Raw genomic sequence first — 22208 nt, forward strand, 5'->3', positions numbered from 1 at the left:
TTAAAATATCTACCAGATGAATGCATTAGGAAAAAAAATTAGATTACTTAGACACCAAAAAGGGTGGAGTCAAGAGGATGTTGCAAAGCGATTGGATATCTCAATCCCAGCATTTTCTAAAATTGAAACAGGAATTACAGATGTGAATCTGTCGCGCTTGAATCAAATCTCAAAATTATTCAATTTGACAGTTGTTCAACTATTATCTACTTCGGATTCAGAAGAAGATAAAGAGTATGTCAATGAAGTCAATGCGTTAACGCAAAAGCTGCAACAACGTGATGGCGAAGTGATCGAGCTTCAGAAAAAGGTCATTGATCTTTACGAACAATTGCACAAAAGATAGGACATATTAAAAATGTTACTGAAAAGGCAATCCAAAGGGATTGTCTTTTTTTGTTTATGCAACTTTATTTTGGCCAAAAGTGATTTTGTTTTTGTTTCTTTGTAAGTATTTTATAAAAATAAGGTTGATTACTTATGGGGAGATTAAACGGGGATATAACTACTAGCCCGTCGAATGATTTTTTTAAATCAAATGTACTGGGACAGCGCTCAGGGCTGTTCGTACTTTTCTTTACGGAGATGTGGGAACGCTTTTCATTCTATGGAATGCGCGTCCTATTGATGCAATTTTTAACTGCAGCGGTCATACAGGGAAGCCCATTCTCTGGTTGGGCCTGGACAGCACAACAGGCTGGAGCCTTGTATGGGACATATGCCATGATGCTTTATCTGACTCCAATACTTGGTGGAATCATTGCCGATAAATACATTGGATCCCGAAAAGCGGTTATTATCGGTTCGGCAATCATGACATTGGGACATGCTGCAATGGCCTTTGATACAGCAATCATGTTTTTCTTGGGATTGATCTGCCTGGTGATCGGAACAGGGTTTTTCAAACCAAACATGCCTTCAATCCTTGGCGAAATGTATAAAGACCTTCCTGAAAAGAAGGATGGCGCATACACCATATTTTATATGGGCGTCAATGCGGGCGCTTTCTTCGGGATGATGCTCTGTGGTTATATTGCCGAAACCTATGGTTGGCATTGGGGATTTGGCCTGGCGGGTATTTTTATGCTGCTCGGAACATTACAATTTGTTTTCGCAAAACCGCTCATGGGTAACCTCGGTATTTTGGACAAGTCTGTTGTAGGCGAAAAGGAAGCAGTCACCGAGACCGATACAGATACCAAAAATCCATTTACGGTAAAGGACTATGTGTTGATCGGTATTGTATCGATAATAGGTTTTGTATATGCCTTTAATGATCCATTGTCGAAAAATGGGATTATCGATGTCTTTGCCGGATTGGATACATCTTTTTTGAGAGGACAGTATATTATGGTCATTATTGCATTGATCCTATTTATTTATCTCATCGTTTCGCGGATTTTGCGTTACGACAAAACCGTTAGGGACAGAATGTTTGCCGTAATGCTTTTGGCGTTTTTCCTCATCTTCTTTTTCATGAGTTTCGAGCAGGGAGCCACCTCCTTGGTGATTGTGGCACGTGATAATATCGATAGAGCACTTACAGGCACGGCATTGACAACATTTAATGTGGTCAATGGTTTATTGACGATCGTTCCTTTATCAATTATCAGCTGGGTTCTAATAAAACTGGCCAAAGTGACCTGGGACAAGATCGCTATTTCCAATATCGTATTGTTTGTCTGTTTTGGACTGATCTGGGGTGCGGCAATCTGGATGCTTTATCAGGAATTTAATAAAGAAGCTTCAGAAATCAAAGTATCCTGGTTTTCAATTCTCAACTCATTTTTTATCATTGCGCTGGCATCTACAGTATCTAAGATATGGGAGTCTAAATATAATCCCTCGGCTGCATTTAAATATGGATTTGGGTTGATCTTAGTTGCGATCGGATTCTTGATTATCGGGCTGGGCTCATGGGGAGTAGCGCCGGGAGTGAAGATCTCCATGGTATTTCTTGTTTTGACTTACCTATTTCACACACTGGGGGAATTGTTTATCTCGCCAGTGGGCTTATCTTATGTTTCTAAACTAGTGCCTGCACGGATGTTGGCTTTTATGTTCGGTATCTGGTATCTGGCTATTGCTATCGCACAAAAAGTTGCTGCGGTATTGGGAGGACAGGTGGAAACAATTCAGCAGGAATATTCATTGAGCCATTTTTTCTTTTTATTTACAGCTATTCCAGCTTTCGCGGGATTGTTAGTGATACTATTCAATCCTTTGATCAAAAGATTGATGCACGGAATTAAATAATAACTATATAAGCTTCTTTTACGAAAGAAGCTTTTTTGATTAATAATAAATACAGTATGGAGGCGAGTACACGCGAATCGTTAGAGGAGATTCAAAATTTTAAGGGAAAGTACCCAAGGCAGATCTGGAGCTTATTTTTCTCGGAAATGTGGGAACGGTTTTGCTTTTATGGCATGCGGGGCATGTTGGTGTTCTTTATGATTAACGAGTTAGACTTTGCAAAGAAAGAGGCTAATTTACAATATGGGGCTACACAGGCATTTGTCTATGCGTTTACATTTATTGGTGGACTTTTTGCCGATAAAATTTTAGGTTTTAGAAAATCACTATTTTGGGGCGGTTTATTGATGATTGTCGGAAGTCTTTTCCTCGCAGCAGATCCACATCAATATTTCTTTTTTGGCCTCTCATTTATTATTATTGGTACGGGTTTCTTTAAACCCAATATTTCTACGATGGTGGGAGAACTCTACCGGGATGGGGATAACCGTCGTGACGGTGGTTTTTCCTTATTCTATGCCGGGATTAACCTAGGTGCATTTTTGGGGGGATATGTTTGTGTCGCCATTGGTAAAGGTTATATGCTGAGTTCGTTTATCTCCGAGCCTCACCGTTGGAATGTTGCTTTTGGTTTAGCCGCAATAGGGATGTTGGCAAGTTTGATCAATTTTCACTTTACCAAAAGACATTTGGGACCTATCGGACTTCAGCCCGGGCATCCGGATGCTATTGTAAAGACGAAAGCTCTGCCTAAATGGGTTGAATATGCTGTATATGCGCTGACCCTGATCTTTATACCTGTCATTCAGATCATGGTCTCCAAAACGCAATATACGGACTACTTTATGTATACCATAGGACCCTTGACACTCTTATATCTTTTCTATGAAATGTCAAGAGTGACCAAGGAAGAACGCAACAAATTAATTGCTGCGCTGGTATTCATCCTATTTTCCATTATCTTTTGGGGTATATATGAACAAAGCGGCGGTTCGCTGAGTATCTTCGCTGCCGAGCACCTGAATGATTCTCTACTTGGTGTAATGACGCTCGATCCTAATGGCGTGAATAATTCTGGCGGTGCATTATTTATTATTGCGTTGGCGCCATTATTCGGTCTATTCTGGATCTGGCTTGGAAGACGTAAGCTTGAACCGAATACCATTATCAAGTTTGGCCTGGGCTTTGTTTTTCTGGGCTTAGGTTATTACGTGCTTTTTGCTACACGCCTTTTTTCCCACGATGGCATGACCTCATTGGATATCTTTACGCTTGCACTGTTGGTTATTACCATTGGGGAATTGTGCCTTTCTCCAATCGGACTCTCCATTATGACGAAACTATCCCCGGCAAGGTTGCAGGGTATTATGATGGGAATGTGGTTCCTGGCAAGTGCCTATGGACAATATGTTGCAGGTTTGATCGGTGCGAGTATGGCTGAAGCAAAAGCGGGAAGCTCATTAGCGGATAACTTAATGACTTATACAGAAAGTTATAAGCAATTGGGACTGTATTCTTTAATTGCCGGTGTCGTACTTATCGCATTGTCACCAGTTGTTCGGAAATTAATGGGAAATGTAAAATAATCCCTGACACAATATTCACCGAAGACGCATCTTATAGCGCGTTTTTACAGTTTGAGCCAGCCTTTATAGTAAGGGCAATAAAAAAGGAGCAGATTCATCAGGAATCTGCTCCTTTTTTTAAACTTATGATTGTGCATATTTTATACTACTTGCTGTAAGCAAATTTTTCATTATGGCTTTCTGGGACTGGATATACTTTGTTGGTCACTGAGAAAAGGGATAACGACAAGTATATGCAAACATTTGGTTTCCGCCACACTGCTAGGCTAGTTGTCCACAGCTGCTTCGGGACAACATCGTATCAGCTTCGAAATGCGTCCATGATGAGAGCACCATGAGTCCGTGGTGAGTCCGTGTCAAACACGGTCTCACGGTATAGACATCCCGGCAGCATAATGCTCTTACCTGCTCTCAGGGCCGAATAAGGGGCGAATCGATCCCATTAAATAGGCGAAGGATAACTGAATTTCCTATAATACTCGGACTCCGTTCTGAAAATAAATATAGATGTTTTTAATATCAGATTATATGTTGTTATTTAATTTAATAATGTATTTTATTTATATATGATAAAACACATTTATTTAGGTGTTATTATATAATTGTATAGAATACCTATAAATATAACTTAGCGAAATAAGTGCTTCTAAAACAATCGTTGTATGATATCCTTGCTTTCTGGAAAGCATACCTGATCGGAAATTGCATTTTGCTGCATTGGAGAACGAGCCATAAAACAAAAACGCTTGACTTTTTCTGGTCAAGCGTTTTTGTTATCCGTAAATCCATTTGAATTTATATTCTTTTTCAGGAACCTTCATACGATCCGCCAATCTTGCTAGACGGTCCGGTAATTTTAGCAGATAATCTCTTGCTTTTTCACCCTGATCATTTAGTCCCGAAACCTGATCAATCTTCCATTCATTATTAAGTTCTTTCAGGATATCAACATAATCTAATGCAGTATATACGCCTAATCGCTGTGCAGCATCCGAGAAATGTGCAAAGGCTTCACCTTGGGGTTCGCCTGCTTCCCTTAAAAACTGCGCTGGCATAACAATTTTCTTGCGCATCATATCTTCAAACGCAATCATCACTTCGCTCGGATCTACGGTCATGGCTTTTGAAATGAAAGACATATATGCCTTCGCATGACGAGCTTCGTCCGAAGCAATGACTCCACACATCTTTGCCAAAAGCTTATCGCCACTTTTTTTAGAAAGTCCTGATACCCGACGGTGGGATACGTTGGTTGCAAGTTCCTGGAATGAAGTATATATAAAGTTGCGGTAGGGATCAGCTCCGGTGCCGATATCGAATCCATCTTGGATCAGATACTGTGTCGACATCTCAAACTGACGCATATCTATTCTACCTGATAGATAAAGATATTTGTTCAACAGGTCTCCGTGACGGTTTTCTTCGGCAGTCCATGCACGAACCCATTTCATCCATCCACCTTGTTCGTTTTTATCGACATCCTCAACCATGGTCAACCAGGACTCATAGGTAGGAAGGGCCTCTTCGGTGATTGTATCACCAATCAATACCGCGACCAAATCATACGATAGTTCTTTGGCACTTTCCTGTAAATCTCGTATTTCCTCAAAAAAAGTATCCCTTGAAGCGTCTGGAAGGAAATCAGCAGGTTGCCACATTTCTTCTACAGGCTTCAGGTATTCGCTCATTTCATTTAACATGAAAGGCTCCAAGTAGGCCATCACTTCTTTACGTGAGCCTTCTGGTAAATTTAGAGGTAATTCTTGCATATCAATACAAAGGTAAATAAATAGCAGCAATAAATTATAAAAGCAGAATAGAATTGTTTAAAATGGCAAAGGATGCGTAGAAAGGGACGCTTTTGTCATATTAAGTCATGTTTATTTTGGTTGATCATTAAATCCAGATGATTGATAATGACATAAAAAACAGATTGTCGGCCCTGTATTCGATAAAATACTATTAACTTTGTATAAATTATGGAGACGACTTTGGAAACATATAATATAGATAAAATACGCGCAGATTTTCCTATTCTAAAAAGACAGGTAAATGGCAAACCTTTGGTGTATCTGGATAACGGTGCGACGACACAGAAGCCGACAACGGTAATTGATGCTATCGCACACTATTATAAGGATATGAATAGCAATGTACACCGTGGGGTTCATTACCTGAGTCAGATATCGACAGATGCTTTTGAGGTAACCCGCAAAAAGCTTCAATCTTTTATCAATGCTCCTGAAGACAAGCAGGTGATTATCACCAAAGGTACGACAGACAGTATTAACTTGGTTGCTACCTGCTATGGTAGAGCATTTATCAACGCTGGAGATGAAATTATTATTTCTGCGATGGAACACCATTCGAATATTGTTCCTTGGCAGATGCTATGTGATGAAAAAGGCTGTAAGATCCGTGTTATTCCAATGAATGATAAGGGCGAGCTCGATATGGATGCCTATCGGAAACTGCTGAACGAAAGGACGAAGCTAGTTGCCGTAACTTATGTTTCCAATGCATTAGGTACGATCAATCCTGTAAAGGAGATTATCTCGATTGCACATCAAGGAGGAGCGGTGGTATTGGTGGATGCTGCACAAGCTGTCCAACATATACAAATTGATGTGCAGGATCTTGACGTTGATTTTTTAGTTTTCTCCGGACATAAAATGTATGGCCCTACAGGTGTCGGTGTGTTGTATGGTAAGGAACAGCTCTTAAACGCAATGCCTCCTTATCAAGGTGGTGGGGATATGATCAAAGAAGTAACCTTCGAAAAGACAACCTATAATGAATTGCCTTTTAAATTTGAAGCCGGAACTCCAAATATTGAAGCTGGAATCTGCTTGAATGAGGCGATTGACTATATCAATTCGATTGGCTTAAAAAATATTGAATCCTATGAGCATGAATTACTGGAATATGCACAGGAAAAATTAGCCCAGATTCCGGGAATGAAGTTTATAGGTACCGCAGATCAGAAATGTTCTGTGATTTCATTTATCATTGAAGGTACACATCCCTATGATGTTGGGGTAATATTGGATAAATTGGGTATAGCTGTGCGTACGGGGCACCACTGTGCACAACCTGTGATGGATCGCTTTGGTATCCCTGGAACGATCCGGGCTTCATTGGCACTTTATAATACAAAGGAAGAGATCGATATTTTGGTTGCAGGTATTCAACGCGCAGTCAATATGTTGGTGTAATAAAAACGGTTATGACGATTAATGAAATACAAAATGAATTAATTGAGGATTTCGCTTTCTTTACGGATTGGATGGAAAAATACGAGTACATCATTCAGCTCGGGAAAGAGGTTCCTTTAATTGATGAGCAATATAAGACGGAAGAATATATTATTAAAGGCTGTCAGTCCAAAGTATGGCTGTACCCGGAGGTTAAAGACGGAAAGGTGTATTTTACAGCGGATAGTGACGCGATTATCACCAAGGGCTTGGTTAGCCTGATGGTTAAAGTACTTTCTGGGCATACGGCAAAAGAAATTGTTGATGCTGACCTGTATTTTGTGGATGAAATAGGTTTAAAAGAACACTTGTCGCCAACCCGTGCTAACGGCTTATTGTCGATGATCAAACAAATGAAATTATACGCATTGGCATTGCAAGTCAATGCCTAGCCTACATAAATAAAGGGGATATCATTATCCCCTTTATTTATGCCTCTAAATGAGTATCGCCATTGTTTGGCGGGCTTATCCCAATAAATCTTTAATGATGATCTTATTCATTTTCATGAGCGCTTCTCCGGCCCCTGGGTTTTGAAGGTAGCTGGAGATCTGTGCCGGTACAATTTGCCAACTTACGCCAAATTCATCTTTACACCAGCCACAGCGACTTTCTTGTCCCCTTTGGGTAATGCGGTTCCAGTAATAGTCAATTTCTGCCTGATCTTGGCAGATGATGGTGAGGGAGATGCCTTCATTGAAAGTAAAGTTTTGTGTGACTCCGCTGTCCATGGCCATTAAGGTAAACCCGTTGACAAGGAATTGGCTGTGTTGGATCTGGCCATCATATTCACCTGTCGCGTAGCGCATGATGCCATTGCTACGGAAGTCTTTAAATAATTCCTCGTAAAACTTTAGTGCGGCTTCACATTTACCCTGCTGAGGGCCGCAATACATCAGGGTGGGAACAATTGCTTGCTGATTGGTGTCACTGACTTTACCTTGGTATAATTGCCAGTTTACACCATATTTATCCGCTACCCAACCATAATAAGGGCTCCAAGGATAGTTGTCTAAAGGCATTAATATACTACCATCCGGCGAAAATACATTCCAGATACGGTCAACCTCTTCTTTGGATTCGCAGATCACCATAAAGGATATGGACGGATTTGGTTTGAACATCGGCCCGCCGTTGATGCCGATAAATTTTACGCCATTGAGCTGCGCCTCAACAACAATCGGGGAATTGCCTGTGACTTGGCTGTTCGGGAAGGTCTGGCTGTATAGATCAAAAGCTTCCTTCGCATTTTGATCAAACCAGATGGACGGTATAATTGAATTTTCCATGAGCGTCGATTTTTAAGTTAAAACTCACTTATTTATATTTATCATGTAATCCTTTTTTTGCGATAATCATGGGTTTGATTTTCTCTACCCTGGATAATTTGGTCTTTTCCTGTTTTGCTTCGTCGATATATTGGATATATTCTTTTTGCCTTCCCGGTGTGAGGGCCTTGAAGTGATCATGAAATATCGGATCTGCCTGGAGCGCTTCCAAAAGCAGTCCAGTGGGAGGTATAAGCTCGCTTTTGGCTGGTTTAATTTCTTTTCCCTCGTCAATGGTTCGGATAGATTCCTGGATGTAAGCCTCGATTTTGGCGCTATCCATTTCGCTGACATCCCTAAAACGCCATTGTCGAAGTGCTTTGGTTTTGCCTTCGGAGGCGCTGATCAGAACATTTTCTTTATCTTCTAAAAACACACCATTGTAGAACCAAAGTGAAAAGAAGTTTTTAAAACCACCCCATCCGATGACATTTTTCCCTTTGTGTGTATAGATGTCACTGCCCCATTTGAACTCTTTTTTTAATGGGATTTTGAGCATAATCTGTTGCATCAGCTCCTCGGCTTCGAGCCAATTTCCACGATTGATATGCCAATTGGGAGCTTGTTTATCTTTTAGCCTTTCGATGTTAAAGGCTACAATATCAAGAATGATTTTTTCGGGCAGGGGTTGGTCGATCGGGATCTGTATTGCGCCTTTTGAGGTTTTGAAACCTTTGAGCTCTGTAGCAAAGTGCTCGATGGCGGTTGAACCGGGGTATAGTCCGAGATGTTGTTTATTCATTGCAAAATGGATCAGATTGCCGTTGTACCGAAATGTAGGCATCTGATAGGAAATGGTCTCTGTTGCTGCAGTTGGAACTGCTCCGGCAATCAGTTGCCGGACCTGAATGAGATAAGCTTTTTTGTCGCCTTCAAATTGGTCTATATATGCGTCAATTGTTGAAATGCTACTTGTCATAATCCTGCTTCTAATCTTTGATCCTAGTGTATTTCGTTGTTATAAATTGAATGGTCTGTTGCATTAATACGATCAGACGCGCTGTATTGATATCACTCAGTTTTTTGATATAAATACAGGCTTTACCCATTTTAAATCTGCCTAGTTGTTCTATGAATGACCGATGTTCCTCAAGTCCAGTATATACATAGAGTGAAATGGCCGCTTTACGAGGACTGAATCCGATTAAAGGTGCATATCCTTCGTGTCCGCTAGGATATTTATAATAATATTGTCCAAAGCCAATAATGGATCCACCAAACATCTTTGGGGCCTCCTTTGAAACAGATTGCATCAATTGTATCAATTGGATGCTGTCTTCCCGCTTTTGTATATCAGGTATTTCCTGAATAAAGTCATCGACACTTTTTTCGTTGTAGAAGGTTTTATTCGCTGTCATTTTTTGCCGCTATCAAAACATAAAATCAAATGCGCCCTTACGAAGATTGATGTTATATTCGAGGTATGCCTTCATACAGGCTAGAAAATTTGCCCACCCTTCGGTCTGACGCATCATAATCAAAATGCCTTCCTCATCGTTGTTCATTTCATGTTCTGTAATTTTGACAACAGTGGAGCCCTCGCCGAAGGAAGATAAGCTGATTTCAACCAGTTGATTTGCTAATCCGCCACTCCAGTCAAAGGAAATATAGTCGTCTGGACGGATTGTTTTTCCGGTTACAGGAAAACTGTCGGGGAACTCAGGGAAATTCCATTCTACTGTTTTTCCGGTCTCTAGACGGCCTGTTGAGGACTTAATAAAATAGTGATTCATTTTATTGGGATCAACTATGGCTTCAAAAACTTCATTGATGGGTTTTTGAATCTGAATACTTGCTTTTGCGGTTAGCTTTTCCATATTCTGAATTTTAGACAAATATTATATAAATACCAATAGCTTGTATCAGTTTAGCATAAAAATAATCAAAACCGGTGTAGGAAGATGCGTGTAAAGATGCTGTTTTGTATTTGCTTATTGCCCCCCCCGAAATGCCATCGCTGCCTGCCAGTGGGGAAACGTGGTCGGTAGGCTTATTGTTTATGTGTCCTTAAGTTTATAATATAAAATAAACATCGCAGAGACGAATAGGTTTTATTTTTTTGACTTTTGATTGTTTTTACCCCAAATTGAACAAAAAATGCACCCTATCGCTCGCTTTTTGAGCTATTTTTGATACCATTACAATTTTTCTGTTGAGCTATTGCCTTCCTTTGCATGTTAGTTCAGCTATTAAAATAACGAAATCGAAACTTATGATAAAAATCAGGTATTACCTTATTTTAATGCTTTCAATCACTGTCATGGCGGCAATGGGACAGGTTCATAATGCCAATAAGGGCAATGAAGTCGCAGATATGTTTAATGACCCGGGAACAAGGGATAGAAACGCGATCGCTGAGGCGGAATCCGGTTGGTGGAAAGCGTCATTGGCTGGTCAGGAACAGCGTATCAAAAAGTGGAAAGAAGCCGCTTTTGGCATGTTTGTCCACTGGGGCGTTTATTCGCAATATGGTAATAAATGGAAGGGCAAAAAAGGAGGTGGCTATGCCGAACACCTTATGCGTGTCATGCAGATTCCCCGTCAGGAATACCTGGACTCGGCGGCAAGATTTAATCCAGAAAAATTTGATGCGGAGGAATGGGTGCTCCTGGCGAAAAATGCAGGCATGAAATACTTTATCATCACGGCCAAACATCATGACGGTTTTGCGCTATATCCATCTCGGTATTCGAGTACTTATTCTGTCAAGAGCACGGCTTTCAAACGGGATCCATTGGCCGAACTTGCGCATGCCTGCCGTAAACATGGTTTGTTATTTGGATTTTACTATTCCCACGCTTTTGATTGGGAGCATCCTGATGCTCCCGGCAATGACTGGGATTATGCTAATCCGGGCGGAGATAAACTATTGGGAGGAGCAAACTGGTTTGACAACCATCCCGAATGGTTGCCCAAGGCACAGCGCTATGTGGGCGAAAAAGCTATTCCCCAGATAAAAGAGCTGATCCACCAGTACAGGCCTGATCTGCTTTGGTTTGATACGCCGCATAAGCTGCCTTTGTCAGAAAATCTAAGGATCCTGAAAGCGATCTGGGATACTGATCCATCGATTGTTGTCAATGGGCGGTTAGCGCGGACAGCAGAAAAGAATTACGGTGATTATTTAAACACTGCTGACCGCCCTGAAGAGTTTTATCCTGTTGCTAAAGGTGCTAATTGGGAAGCGATTCCGACAACCAATGACTCATATGGGTATTCGTCAACGGATGTAAACCACAAACCAACGGCACATTTTATTCAATTGCTGGCGAAGGCGAAGGCCATGGGAGGGAATATTTTATTGAATATAGGCCCCAAAGGAGATGGTAGTATTGATGCCCCTGATGTGGCTATCTTAAGGGGAATAGGCGGATGGATGACAAAAAATAAAGCGAGTGTTATTGGCGTTGAACCTGCTCCGCTACCGCGTCAACAATGGGGGGTGATCACAAAAAGAAAGGATATATTGTATCTGCATGTATTCAATAAACCAAAAGGAGAACAATTGACTGTGGGCGGTCTTACTGCTGCGGTCAAATCCATCTCTTTATTGTCTTCAAAGAAGAATATTAAAGCATACACTTCAGATGCCATAGGACTTCATATTCCATTGGATCAAATAGCCGCTGATTCAGCAGATGAAGTTATTGTCGTCCGGTTAAAAGAAGATAATATTGTTCCCCAAGCCAATGATCTGATTTATGTGGATGCACATAGTGCCGAAAATCGATTATTGTCTTTCTATGCAAAACAGTATGGGCAACCGATGAAGTTTGGAGACGGTAAAAGAGATCGTTACTATGTGTCCGGATGGAAAAGTAGTAATCAATATCTTGGATGGAATATCGATGTATTGGAGCCAGCGCAATTTGATGTTGTCATACGCTACGTTAAAGATGTGGAAAATACAGGTGGGGATATGGTATTGGAGATTGGTGGACAAACATTGGATTTTTCAATTGATCCCGCATCAGCTACAAGTGTACGGGGAAACTCGCTTGAGCTTGAGCGGATAAACTTGCCGTCCGGAAAACAATCCGTGCAACTGCGTGCAAAAAATATTGTAGGCGGGGAGGCGGTGAAGTTTTTGGAAGTTGTCCTAACAAATGATTAAAATAGCTTATGAGGAGGAGAGGAGAACCCTCATACCACTAAAAAGGAAAAGCTAATCGTTTGATTAGCTTTTCCTTTTGTGATCCCGCTGGGATTGGCTCAGCCGCACATTTCCCGCGCGTATCCCTGAGCCTCCATAAGGTCGAACCCGGCTGACCCTTCTTTCGAATCCTTACCTCTATAACAAAAAAAGCTAATCATTTGATTAGCTTTTCCTTTGTGATCCCGCTGGGATTCGAACCCAGGACCCATACATTAAAAGTGTATTGCTCTACCAGCTGAGCTACGGAATCCTTTCTGTTTTTGAAAGTGATGCAAAGGTATGAAAATATGTGGTTGTGTCCAAATCTTTTTGTTGTTTTTGTTTGAATAATTTATAACGGTTTATAAATTACCTGTTTATTTTTCCTGGTTGTCCGGTTTGTCCTTTGAACCATGGTGGATTCGATTGTAAATCGAGCGATTTTGATCAGCTCGTTTTTGTACTTTTTGCAATTGGAAGCCCGTTAAAATAAAAAAAGTCGGCATGGGCTGCCAACTTTTTTTATTTTGAGGAATAAAGGAGGTAACATTATTCAGTCACAACACCCATATTACTGAATTTGTCAATGCGTTCTTTGACCAATGTATCGCTGTCTTTCGCAGTCAATTCGGCTAAATCTTTCAATAATTGTTCTTTCAGATTTGCCGCAGCCTGTGCTGGATCTTGATGGGCACCACCCAATGGCTCAGGAATGATACCATCTATCAAGCCATTGCTTAACATATCGCTTGAGGTCAATTTCAATGCTTCTGCTGCTTTTTCTTTGTGATCCCAGCTTCTCCATAAGATGGAAGAACAAGATTCTGGAGAAATAACGGAATACCAGGTATGCTCCATCATATATACACGGTTACCTACTCCGATACCCAAGGCGCCACCCGAAGCACCTTCGCCGATAACCACACAGATGATCGGAACTTTAAGTACGGCCATTTCCATAAGGTTGCGTGCAATAGCTTCACCCTGACCGCGCTCTTCAGCTTCCAGCCCTGGGTAGGCCCCCATAGTGTCGATCAACGTAATGACTGGTTTATTGAACTTTTCGGCCATTTTCATTAAGCGCAATGCTTTGCGGTAACCTTCCGGATTAGCCATACCAAAATTATGGTATTGACGCTCTTTGGTATTTTTACCTTTTTGATGACCAATGATCATAACGGGATTACCATCGATGGATGCCATACCGCCCACAATTGCTTTGTCATCTTTTACAGTACGGTCACCATGCAATTCGATAAACTCATCGCAGATAGCTTCGATATAATCATAGGTCTGTGGACGATCTGGGTGACGCGACATTTGAACATTCTGCCATCCTGTTAAATTGCTGTATATTTCTTTTTCCGTAGAAGCAAGTTTTTCCTCAAGTTCACGAACGGTTGCGCTCATATCAACTTGAGTTTTTTCGGCAACCTGTGTTACCTTTTCAATCTGCAATTGCAAATCTGCAATTGGCTTTTCAAAATCAAAAGTGGTTTTCATATATCTATTTTATGAAAATATTCAGAGGGCTAATTTAGCGCATTTTTTCCGAAATTAAAATTTGCGCGTAGAATATCATTGGAAATCCTTTGTTACATTTGCGTTATAATCATTGGCGTGGCTTAGTTTTTGATTGTTAGCCTGTGAAAAAATGTTGACTTATGCTGAAAAAATACTTATACTTTCTTTTTCTATTGATTTTACCCATACTCGCCAAATCAGAAAGCTATCCCGAGGTGCTCTTTGACAATAGTATAATCAATGGAAGTTATGCGCGAAGCATGGCGCATTACAATGGGGAGTCCTGGATCCAGAATGTGAATCATAGTCTTCCAGTTTCGGACAGCTTGTTTTTTACGCCTGGAAATTCGCTTTCCCTACGTTACGTTTCTTCCCCAAATGGCACATGGGAGGCTGGTATATTATGTGATAAGCAAAAATTTCAGTATATGATCGCGAAGGATGATCATTTAACCTTTAAACTGTTTGTCCAAAGTAATACCGAAAAAGGACAGTTGCCTAAAGTTGCCCTGCAACAAAACGATGTGCGAAGCACTGCCTTGGATATTGCGCATTATATTGAAGATTTTGCCTATGATACCTGGCTTAATGTTTCTATCCCGGTGTCGAAATTTGAAGGAATTACCATTGGTAAAGCCGTATCCTCGTTACTGTTGGAACAAAATGGAACAAGCACAACTACACATCAGCTTTTTATAGATCAAATAGAGTTTCTGCCAAAAAATTACCCAAAAGTAAAACTGTCGTCAGCAGCGATTTTATCTAAAATAGGTTCGGTAGATAAACAGGTTGAACTGGTATGGCAACTGCCGTTAACTCCAAGCATCCGCTATGTGAAAATTTATAGATCAGAGGATAAACTGAATTTTCAGCCAATTGCAATTTTGCCGGTCTATGTGCAGAAGTGTCTCGACCGGGTGAATGAGTATAATAAGCATTATTATTATAAAATAGCATGGGTGGACTTCAACTATGTAGAGTCGCCATTTTCGGAAGTAAAAGAAATACAGACAAAAAAAGGGACGGATGCTGAGATGCTGAGTTTTATTCGGAATGCGCACGTCAATTATTTTATTGATAATTACGACGTAAATAGTGGTATGTATCTTCCTGACCGCGGAAATAGACAGGCTATCGTTTCAACCAATGAAACAGGCTACGCCATTTTGGGGCTACTTGTTGCCGCTGAAAATCAACTCATATCCAGACAGGCCTTATTGTCGCGGATGACACGGATGGTGAAATTCCTGGGAGCGGCGCAGAATCATCAGGGTATTTTTACTGCTTTTTATGATGGAAGACTGGGTGTGCCCTATTATCGGGATTCTGTACCAACCTACGATGTTAGAGGAACTTCACATTTGATGGAATCGTTGCTAATTGCCCGTGAATATTTTGATAAGGATGATCCGCAGGAGCAGTCCTTGCGAAAATCCATTACAAGCTTGTGGGAAAGAATCAATTGGAGCTATTTTACAGACCGAAATAATGCAGATATCCTCTGGAACAAATGGTCACCTATCGATAGTACGGCAAGATCGCGTCCATTGGGCGGGTTTAACGAGAGCCTAAGTACTTATCTGCTGGCGATGTCTTCTCCTACACATCCTTTAGCGGCGTCAGCCTATATGAATGGATTCGCAACCAAACATGCAGATGTAATGGATTTTGGAGATGAGTTGAGTCCTTTGGCTACCGAAATAAAAACGAAATTAAATGATTCGATCGCGCGATCTATAAGTAACAACCCTCTGATCGGTAGTGGCTGGGATACACCTGCCTCTATTTATTCGGATGATAAGGTGATCTTCGCGAAGAATATCGCCGGAGGCAATCTGACAGAATCACTGATGTCAGTTTATCGGCCGTTCTTAATCATGGATCCTAGAGGAAAAGTGGATAATTTTGTGGATTATAAAAAGTATCTGTCGGATTATATACTAGCCTATAAGCGAAGGGACAATGAATTGAATATCGGGACGAGGTTTACGGATATTTGGGGTGTTGAACATATAGACAATTTTGGTCAGGGATATCTTGTCAATCCGGCCATTTCAATTGCTTCTTATCCATTTGAAAGGGAGGTCGGCCTAAAGGCCTTGCGCAAATTTTACGAAGAATATGCCGATGTGCTATTTACGCAGTATGGATTCAGGGCATGGATCGACCTGAAAAACAATGATGTTTCTGAAAACTACCGAGCAAGGAATCAGGCGACAATTGCCGTAATGCTCGAAAATGCCAATTCGGGAATGATCTGGAAGTTGTACGAAAGGATTCCTGAGATTAAAAAGACATTGGATAGCGTTTATTTGAAGAAATAGATTTGTTACGATGCTGTATAAGGAAAAGAAGCTCCTTTTTGGAGTTTTTTCCTTATATTTACCATGCTTAAATCGACAATAAATACGTTAAAAACGATGCTTAGAAAAATTAATTTGGGACTACTCGCGTTGTGCGCAAGTTTATCATTATTTTCTTGTAAACAACAGGCTATTGTAGTTAATCCTGGCGCTGTTGTCACAAAAGATGGGACTGATGATGGTCTGAAAAATGTGAAAAAAGATTTTAATGATGCGAAAAGGACAGAAGAGGGGATTAAATTCAGTATTTCATCCGATCTATTGTTCCCGACAAATTCTTCCTATCTGTCTGAAAAAGCAAAAGCTGAAGTAAGTAAGCTGGCCGTAATTTTGAATGAGAATACCAATAAAATTAAAGTTGATGGTTATACGGATGCGACCGGTACAGTCGAATATAATCAATGGCTTTCAGATAAACGTGCTGCATCTGTAAAGAAGTTTCTAGTAGATTCGGGGGTAAAGGAATCTCGTATTACCGCTAAGGGTTTTGGTCAGTCAAATCCTGTGGGCGATAATAAAACCCCAGAAGGACGTCAGAAAAACAGAAGGGTGGAAGTAACCATTTTGGATAAAAAATAATATTATCAGGGCTTTTTCCTGAGGTGAAAAGCGATATGTTCGTAGAATGTATCGCTTTTTTTATTGTATAGCTATCGCGTCGGAATGTTACAGCTTATACTTTTGAGTTTGCTGTATGGGAGCTTGCTTTATCTGTTGTCATGAAACAAGAAAAGCCCATCGTGAGATGAGCTTTCTTGTACCTAGGGCGGGAATCGAACCCGCACTCCCTTAACGGGAACAGGATTTTAAGTCCTGCGTGTCTACCAGTTCCACCACCTAGGCAGGTGAGCGAAAAACGAGATTCGAACTCGCGACCCCAACCTTGGCAAGGTTGTGCTCTACCAACTGAGCTATTTTCGCATGGAATTTTTATTTCAACTTTAAAAAGAACCTCGTGTTCCTTTTTGGTGATGCAAATATAGAGCGAAAATTTAATATTGCAAAATATTTGTTTACTTTATTTTGTTGTTTTTTATAACTCCTTTGAATTCAGTATAGAAAAAATTAAATCGCTTTCAAATCCCCTGGACAAGGCAAATTGATAGACTTTGTTCCTTACGATGAATGAATCCTTACCGTTGATTTCCCGAATTTTTTTGTCAATTATATTTTCCAATATCGTCTCATATTCATCGGGGTCGATTTGCCTGAATGCAATTTTTATCAATGGTTCAGAAACTCGTTTCCCTTTTAAAGCCTGCTTGATTTTGATTTTACCCCATCCTTTCATTCGGAGCTTGCCCTGACAATAGGCTATCGCAAAACGTTCCTCATTTAAGAAGTTTTCTGCTATTAAATTTGCGATAATATTTTCGACATCGGCCTCATGGAGTCCCCAACCGTAAAGTTTGTCCCGTACTTCCTGCTGGGATCGTTCCTGGTAGGCACAATAGCTTTCGGCCTTTAGCTGAGCCTGACGCGGTGTTAGGATCTTCCTGTTTTTTTTATCTTCCTCGAACATATTGTCAAAATTTCAAAAATAATATGAAATAACTAAAAAAATGTTCAGTTTTGATCCAATCAAAATATCAGGAGAATGTATAAAATATCGGAAATCGTCCAGATTTTACACCCTAATCGCACATTTATCACCGATCCCAATTCTTTAGTTCAGCACTTATTCTACGATAGCCGGAAGATCGTTCAGGCAGATAATGGTGTGTTTTTTGCGCTCCAGAAGAGCAGGGATGGCCATCATTATATCAAAGAGGCTTATGATAAGGGCGTAAGAAATTTTGTGCTTCAGATGGATGAAGAACAGGAACTGGTATTTCCGGACGCAAATTTGATCTGGGTATCGGATAGCCTCCAGGCTATGCAGTTATTGGCAGCTTTTCATCGGCAGAAGTTTAATTTTCCGGTGATAGGGATCACCGGTAGCAATGGAAAGACCATCGTCAAAGAATGGCTATATCAGCTGATGTCTCCTGAATATAAGATCTACCGTAGCCCCAAAAGCTACAACTCACAATTAGGCGTAGCACTTTCATTATGGGGCTTATCAGATCAGTATAATTTGGCGATTATCGAAGCTGGCATTTCGGAGAAAGGCGAAATGGTAAAGCTGGAAAATATGATAAAACCAACAATAGGCCTGCTAACGAATATAGGGGTGGCTCACAAAGCTGGTTTTGAATCGAAGAATGAAAAGGTCTATGAAAAAATAAACCTATTTAAGGACGTTGAAACAATGATTTTTCCGAACCGTTATCTGGAAGATATTCAATTGCCTTATAGACCCCGAAAGTTTTCATGGGGATTTGATGAAGGACTTTCATTAGAGGTTTATTCGCTCAAGCAGGTCGACGATAAGTATACCGTAGCGACACTTTTTTATGCCGGGCGGACATTTGCTATTGAAGTGCCTTTTGTGGATAAAGGGAATGTGGAAAATGCCATCAACTGCGTTGCGGTTATGTTGCGTTTTGGCTATGAAAAAGAGGTGATTGCATCGAGAATAAAAGAACTGCAGCCTGTTGCCATGCGGCTTGAGCTGAAAAAAGGGAAAAAAAATAGTTCGATTATTGATGATTCTTACAGCAACGATTTGGATGCTTTGCAGATCGCGCTTGAATTTTTAAATCAACAGGGGCAGCATCCCCGAAAAATCTTGATCTTGTCCGATATACCGGGAGTGAATATAACGGACGAGAAAAGTTTGTCAAAATTGAAGCGCTTACTTTCTGAATACCGTTTGGACAAACTGATCCTGATCGGGGAGATTCTACCTCAGGTGGCCGGTCAATTTGATGTTCCGTCGGTATCTTACCCGAGCACAACGGCATTTTTGGAAGATATCAAGGCTATTCGATTTGAGGATTCAACTATTTTATTAAAAGGGGGGCGAGAATTCCACTTTGAACGAATCAGTAGCTTGTTGGTTGCCAAATCACATGATACGGTGCTCGAGATCAACCTGAATGCCATGGAAAATAATCTGAATGTCTATCGCCAGCTGTTGCCAAAACAGGTGAAATTGATGTCGATGGTCAAAGCATTTTCTTATGGCAGTGGTAGTTTTGAGATCGCGAATCTTTTACAGTTCAATAGGGTAGATTACCTGACTGTTGCATTTGCCGACGAAGGGGTCGATCTGCGGGGAGCAGGAATAACATTGCCTATCGTTGTGATGAGTCCAGATGAAAATACGTTTGAATCGATCGTTCAGCATCATCTTGAACCTGAAATTTATAGCTTCAGAGTACTGGCTTCATTTCTGAATTATCTTAAAGGGCGGGGAATTTCATCTTTTCCGGTTCATATCAAAGTAGACACGGGAATGCATCGTTTGGGATTTATGCCTGACGAAGTAGATAAGCTGATCGCAGCTTTAAAGGCCGACTCGATACTGCAAGTCAAGTCCGCATTTTCCCATTTGGCCTCCGCGGGAAATAAAGAGGATAACGCTTTTACCCAACAGCAGATAGATCTTTTGGATCAATTTACCAAACGTCTTGAAGAAGGCCTTGGCTATTCATTCTTACGGCATATTGCTGCAACTTCAGGAATCGAACTATGGCCGCAGGCCTATTTTGACATGGTTCGACTGGGGATCGGTTTATATGGTATCGATATCGAACGACATGATCTTCCGCTTAGGGAGGTCAGCAGCTTAAAGACCAATGTGACGCAAATAAAATACTTGCCTGCGGGAGAAACGGTAGGCTATAATCGGCACGGCATATTACATCGGGACAGCAAAATTGCGACAATAAAAATTGGCTATGCAGACGGTTATGACAGACGTTTTGGAAATGGTGTGGGTAAAATGATGATTAATGGTTGTCTTGTACCAACTGTGGGGGATATCTGTATGGACATGTGTATGCTTGACGTGACAGATATCGAAGTAGCAGAAGAAGACGAAGTGATTGTTTATCCTGATATTAAGCGCGCTGCCAAATCTATCGGAACGATTCCTTACGAACTGTTAACGAGTATTTCACAGCGGGTAAAAAGAGTATATTTTTATGAATAATAAAGGATATTCTGCATTTTTGTATAAATACATTTGATTTTCTAATTCATGTTTGGCAAATTATTCAGGGGATTTATTAATTATCTCATTCGGGGTATCCTCGTCGTTGTACCTTTGGCTGGTGCAGTTTTTCTAATTGTGTGGATTTTTGCATCGATAGACTCTGCGCTTAATCTGACTGAACATTTTTTGGAGGATGAAAAAGGTCATCCATTATATATTCCCGGAATTGGTATCTTAACCGTGATTCTGATCCTTGTTCTTGCAGGGGTCATATTTACCAATTTTGTGACTGATCCGATTAAAGTGTGGATCAATCACCAGATCAAAAGAATACCGCTTCTGAACACCTTATATACTTCGATCAAAGATTTTACGGAAGCATTCGTAGGTGATGCTAAAAAATTCAATGAACCTGTGTTGGTGACCGTAAATGAATACGGGTTGAAAAAAATAGGATTTCTGACACAGCATGATCTAAAGAAGATTGGGCTGGAGGACGAGGTGATGGTTTATTTTCCTTACTCTTATTCTTTTGCGGGACAGGTTGTTATCATTAGTGCGGACAAGGTTCGTAAATTGGATATGTCGCCAACCGATGCCATGAAACTTGTTGTTTCCGGTGGTGTTAGTGGGATAGAACATTAATGGAACAGATCGTAAGGAGCCAGGAGTCTTTACAGAAAATAAATCGTATCCTCCATTGAAAATTGAATAATTGAAAAACATTGGCGGGGATAGGAGCAAAATAAAAAATAGGGTAGCTGATTTTTAGCTACCCTATTTTTATATCATTCAACCAAGGTTTATGCTGTTTTAAGCTTTCTTTTGCCCTAAAGTCGGGTTTACGGGAGGAATTGGGATGTAACCATCATCTCCGGGAACTTTAGGGAATTCATGTTGTTCCCATTTAGTCCTGGCGATTTTGAGCGTCTCTATGTCTGAAGCCACAAAATTCCAGTCGATATAACGTTGTTCGGGGAAAGGCTCTCCGCCAAAGATGTATACCGAGGTGCCAGCTTTGATTTCGAATTCACATAACTTGGCATCTTTTGCAACGAGGATTTGTTTCGGCCCAAATTCCTGACCTTCGGCATATACCGAACCATGAAGGATATATAGACCGCTTTCTCCGTAGAGGTGTTCACCCAATTTAATGGTGCTGTCTTTGTCAGCTTTAATTTCAATAAGATACAAAGGGCTGTATACGGGAACTTCTGAACGATGATTGCTAATCTGCCCTGCGATCAGACGGTAGTTGACACCGTCTTCCGTCCAATGGGGAAGCTGAGGCTCTTCAATATGAACAAAATTTGGTTCCATCTGTTCCAGATGCTTTGGTAATGCGACCCAAATCTGTAGGCCATGTAGTTGATGAGGGGTAGATCTTAGATAGTCTGGAGTTCGTTCGGAATGGGTTACACCTTTTCCGGCAGTCATCCAGTTTACCGCTCCTGGTTTTATTTCGACTTCATTTCCGAGACTATCGCGGTGCATGATACTTCCTTCAAAGAGGTAGGTCAATGTTGACAATCCAATGTGCGGATGGGGTGCAATATCCATGAACTGAGGATCGGAGATCTTTTCAGGTCCCATATGGTCAATAAATATAAACGGACCGACCATCCTTTTTTGTCTGAAAGGAAGGAGCCTTCCTACCAGGAAATTGCCTATATCTGCGGCTCTTTCTTCAATAACTATTGCGATATTTGACATAATGTTT

General features: G+C 40.8%; 18 protein-coding genes and 3 tRNA genes. 10 read left to right on the forward strand and 11 right to left on the reverse strand.

Going from position 1 to position 22208, the window contains the following annotated elements; all coding sequences use genetic code 11:
- Nucleotides 1–16: 16 nt before the first annotated feature.
- The 3 genes from ACK8HY_RS16835 (at nucleotide 17) to ACK8HY_RS16845 (ending at nucleotide 3842) form a co-directional block, all read left to right on the forward strand.
- Entirely contained in the window at nucleotides 17–346 is a 330-nt protein-coding gene (locus ACK8HY_RS16835) for a helix-turn-helix domain-containing protein (protein WP_070566095.1), read from the forward strand.
- Between the two features lie 134 nt (nucleotides 347–480).
- Complete coding sequence (locus ACK8HY_RS16840) at nucleotides 481–2256, forward strand: peptide MFS transporter (protein ID WP_077437473.1); 1776 nt, start codon at nucleotides 481–483, stop codon at nucleotides 2254–2256.
- 56 nt (nucleotides 2257–2312) lie between these two features.
- Nucleotides 2313–3842 carry a peptide MFS transporter gene (locus ACK8HY_RS16845; protein WP_077437472.1) on the forward strand — a complete coding sequence of 510 codons (1530 nt, stop codon included), beginning with the start codon at nucleotides 2313–2315 and terminating at the stop codon, nucleotides 3840–3842.
- A gap of 773 nt (nucleotides 3843–4615) precedes the next feature.
- Here the strand turns inward: ACK8HY_RS16845 and ACK8HY_RS16850 are convergent.
- On the reverse strand, nucleotides 4616–5611 hold the full coding sequence (locus ACK8HY_RS16850) for an acyl-ACP desaturase (protein ID WP_077437471.1): 996 nt from the start codon (nucleotides 5609–5611) through the stop codon (nucleotides 4616–4618).
- A 210-nt stretch (nucleotides 5612–5821) separates the two neighbouring features.
- On the opposite strand from ACK8HY_RS16850, the gene ACK8HY_RS16855 reads away from it, so the two are divergent.
- Entirely contained in the window at nucleotides 5822–7057 is a 1236-nt protein-coding gene (locus ACK8HY_RS16855) for a cysteine desulfurase (protein ID WP_175992079.1), read from the forward strand.
- Between the two features lie 11 nt (nucleotides 7058–7068).
- Nucleotides 7069–7488: a SufE family protein gene (locus tag ACK8HY_RS16860; RefSeq protein WP_108636977.1), complete on the forward strand. Its 420-nt coding sequence runs from the start codon at nucleotides 7069–7071 to the stop codon at nucleotides 7486–7488.
- 75 nt (nucleotides 7489–7563) lie between these two features.
- Here ACK8HY_RS16860 and ACK8HY_RS16865 read toward each other — a convergent pair whose 3' ends face one another.
- Genes ACK8HY_RS16865 through ACK8HY_RS16880 form a run of 4 tightly spaced genes read right to left on the reverse strand, consistent with a single transcriptional unit; the run spans nucleotide 7564 to nucleotide 10241 of the window.
- Nucleotides 7564–8385 carry a VOC family protein gene (locus ACK8HY_RS16865; RefSeq protein WP_077437469.1) on the reverse strand — a complete coding sequence of 274 codons (822 nt, stop codon included), beginning with the start codon at nucleotides 8383–8385 and terminating at the stop codon, nucleotides 7564–7566.
- 28 nt (nucleotides 8386–8413) lie between these two features.
- The gene (locus ACK8HY_RS16870) at nucleotides 8414–9343 is read right to left on the reverse strand and encodes a DUF1801 domain-containing protein (RefSeq protein ID WP_077437468.1); all 930 of its coding nucleotides are present in this window, start codon (nucleotides 9341–9343) and stop codon (nucleotides 8414–8416) included.
- A 10-nt stretch (nucleotides 9344–9353) separates the two neighbouring features.
- Complete coding sequence (locus ACK8HY_RS16875) at nucleotides 9354–9782, reverse strand: DUF1801 domain-containing protein (RefSeq protein WP_077437467.1); 429 nt, start codon at nucleotides 9780–9782, stop codon at nucleotides 9354–9356.
- Nucleotides 9783–9794: 12 nt separating this feature from the next.
- Nucleotides 9795–10241 (reverse strand): SRPBCC domain-containing protein, encoded by a 447-nt coding sequence (locus ACK8HY_RS16880; protein WP_077437466.1) that lies wholly within the window; start codon nucleotides 10239–10241, stop codon nucleotides 9795–9797.
- 395 nt (nucleotides 10242–10636) lie between these two features.
- Here ACK8HY_RS16880 and ACK8HY_RS16885 point away from each other — a divergent pair, with 395 nt between their 5' ends.
- Nucleotides 10637–12538, forward strand: coding sequence for an alpha-L-fucosidase (locus ACK8HY_RS16885; RefSeq protein WP_416134283.1), 1902 nt, complete (start codon nucleotides 10637–10639; stop codon nucleotides 12536–12538).
- Between the two features lie 219 nt (nucleotides 12539–12757).
- On the opposite strand, the gene ACK8HY_RS16890 is transcribed toward ACK8HY_RS16885, so the two are convergent.
- Nucleotides 12758–12830 (reverse strand) — tRNA-Lys (locus ACK8HY_RS16890).
- Nucleotides 12831–13108: 278 nt separating this feature from the next.
- The gene (locus ACK8HY_RS16895) at nucleotides 13109–14062 is read right to left on the reverse strand and encodes an acetyl-CoA carboxylase carboxyltransferase subunit alpha (protein ID WP_077437464.1); all 954 of its coding nucleotides are present in this window, start codon (nucleotides 14060–14062) and stop codon (nucleotides 13109–13111) included.
- Nucleotides 14063–14223: 161 nt separating this feature from the next.
- On the opposite strand from ACK8HY_RS16895, the gene ACK8HY_RS16900 reads away from it, so the two are divergent.
- Together ACK8HY_RS16900 and ACK8HY_RS16905 are read left to right on the forward strand one after the other, a co-directional pair.
- Complete coding sequence (locus ACK8HY_RS16900) at nucleotides 14224–16407, forward strand: glucoamylase family protein (RefSeq protein WP_416134284.1); 2184 nt, start codon at nucleotides 14224–14226, stop codon at nucleotides 16405–16407.
- Nucleotides 16408–16503: 96 nt separating this feature from the next.
- Nucleotides 16504–17025, forward strand: coding sequence for an OmpA family protein (locus ACK8HY_RS16905; RefSeq protein ID WP_077437748.1), 522 nt, complete (start codon nucleotides 16504–16506; stop codon nucleotides 17023–17025).
- A gap of 179 nt (nucleotides 17026–17204) precedes the next feature.
- Here ACK8HY_RS16905 and ACK8HY_RS16910 read toward each other — a convergent pair.
- The 3 genes from ACK8HY_RS16910 to ACK8HY_RS16920 form a co-directional block, all read right to left on the reverse strand.
- Nucleotides 17205–17289 (reverse strand) — tRNA-Leu (locus ACK8HY_RS16910).
- Nucleotides 17290–17294: 5 nt separating this feature from the next.
- A tRNA-Gly gene (locus ACK8HY_RS16915) sits at nucleotides 17295–17367 on the reverse strand.
- A gap of 112 nt (nucleotides 17368–17479) precedes the next feature.
- On the reverse strand, nucleotides 17480–17968 hold the full coding sequence (locus tag ACK8HY_RS16920; protein WP_416134285.1) for a regulatory protein RecX: 489 nt from the start codon (nucleotides 17966–17968) through the stop codon (nucleotides 17480–17482).
- A gap of 75 nt (nucleotides 17969–18043) precedes the next feature.
- Between ACK8HY_RS16920 and ACK8HY_RS16925 the strand changes: the two genes are divergently transcribed.
- Nucleotides 18044–20485 carry a bifunctional UDP-N-acetylmuramoyl-tripeptide:D-alanyl-D-alanine ligase/alanine racemase gene (locus ACK8HY_RS16925; protein ID WP_416134286.1) on the forward strand — a complete coding sequence of 814 codons (2442 nt, stop codon included), beginning with the start codon at nucleotides 18044–18046 and terminating at the stop codon, nucleotides 20483–20485.
- 48 nt (nucleotides 20486–20533) lie between these two features.
- The gene (locus ACK8HY_RS16930) at nucleotides 20534–21133 is read left to right on the forward strand and encodes a DUF502 domain-containing protein (RefSeq protein WP_077437460.1); all 600 of its coding nucleotides are present in this window, start codon (nucleotides 20534–20536) and stop codon (nucleotides 21131–21133) included.
- Between the two features lie 168 nt (nucleotides 21134–21301).
- Here the strand turns inward: ACK8HY_RS16930 and ACK8HY_RS16935 are convergent, their stop codons facing one another.
- Nucleotides 21302–22201: a pirin family protein gene (locus ACK8HY_RS16935; RefSeq protein ID WP_416134287.1), complete on the reverse strand. Its 900-nt coding sequence runs from the start codon at nucleotides 22199–22201 to the stop codon at nucleotides 21302–21304.
- Between the last annotated feature and the right edge of the window lie 7 nt (nucleotides 22202–22208).

The sequence above is a fragment of the Sphingobacterium sp. NGMCC 1.201703 genome (assembly GCF_047784615.1).
GTDB lineage: Bacteria > Bacteroidota > Bacteroidia > Sphingobacteriales > Sphingobacteriaceae > Sphingobacterium.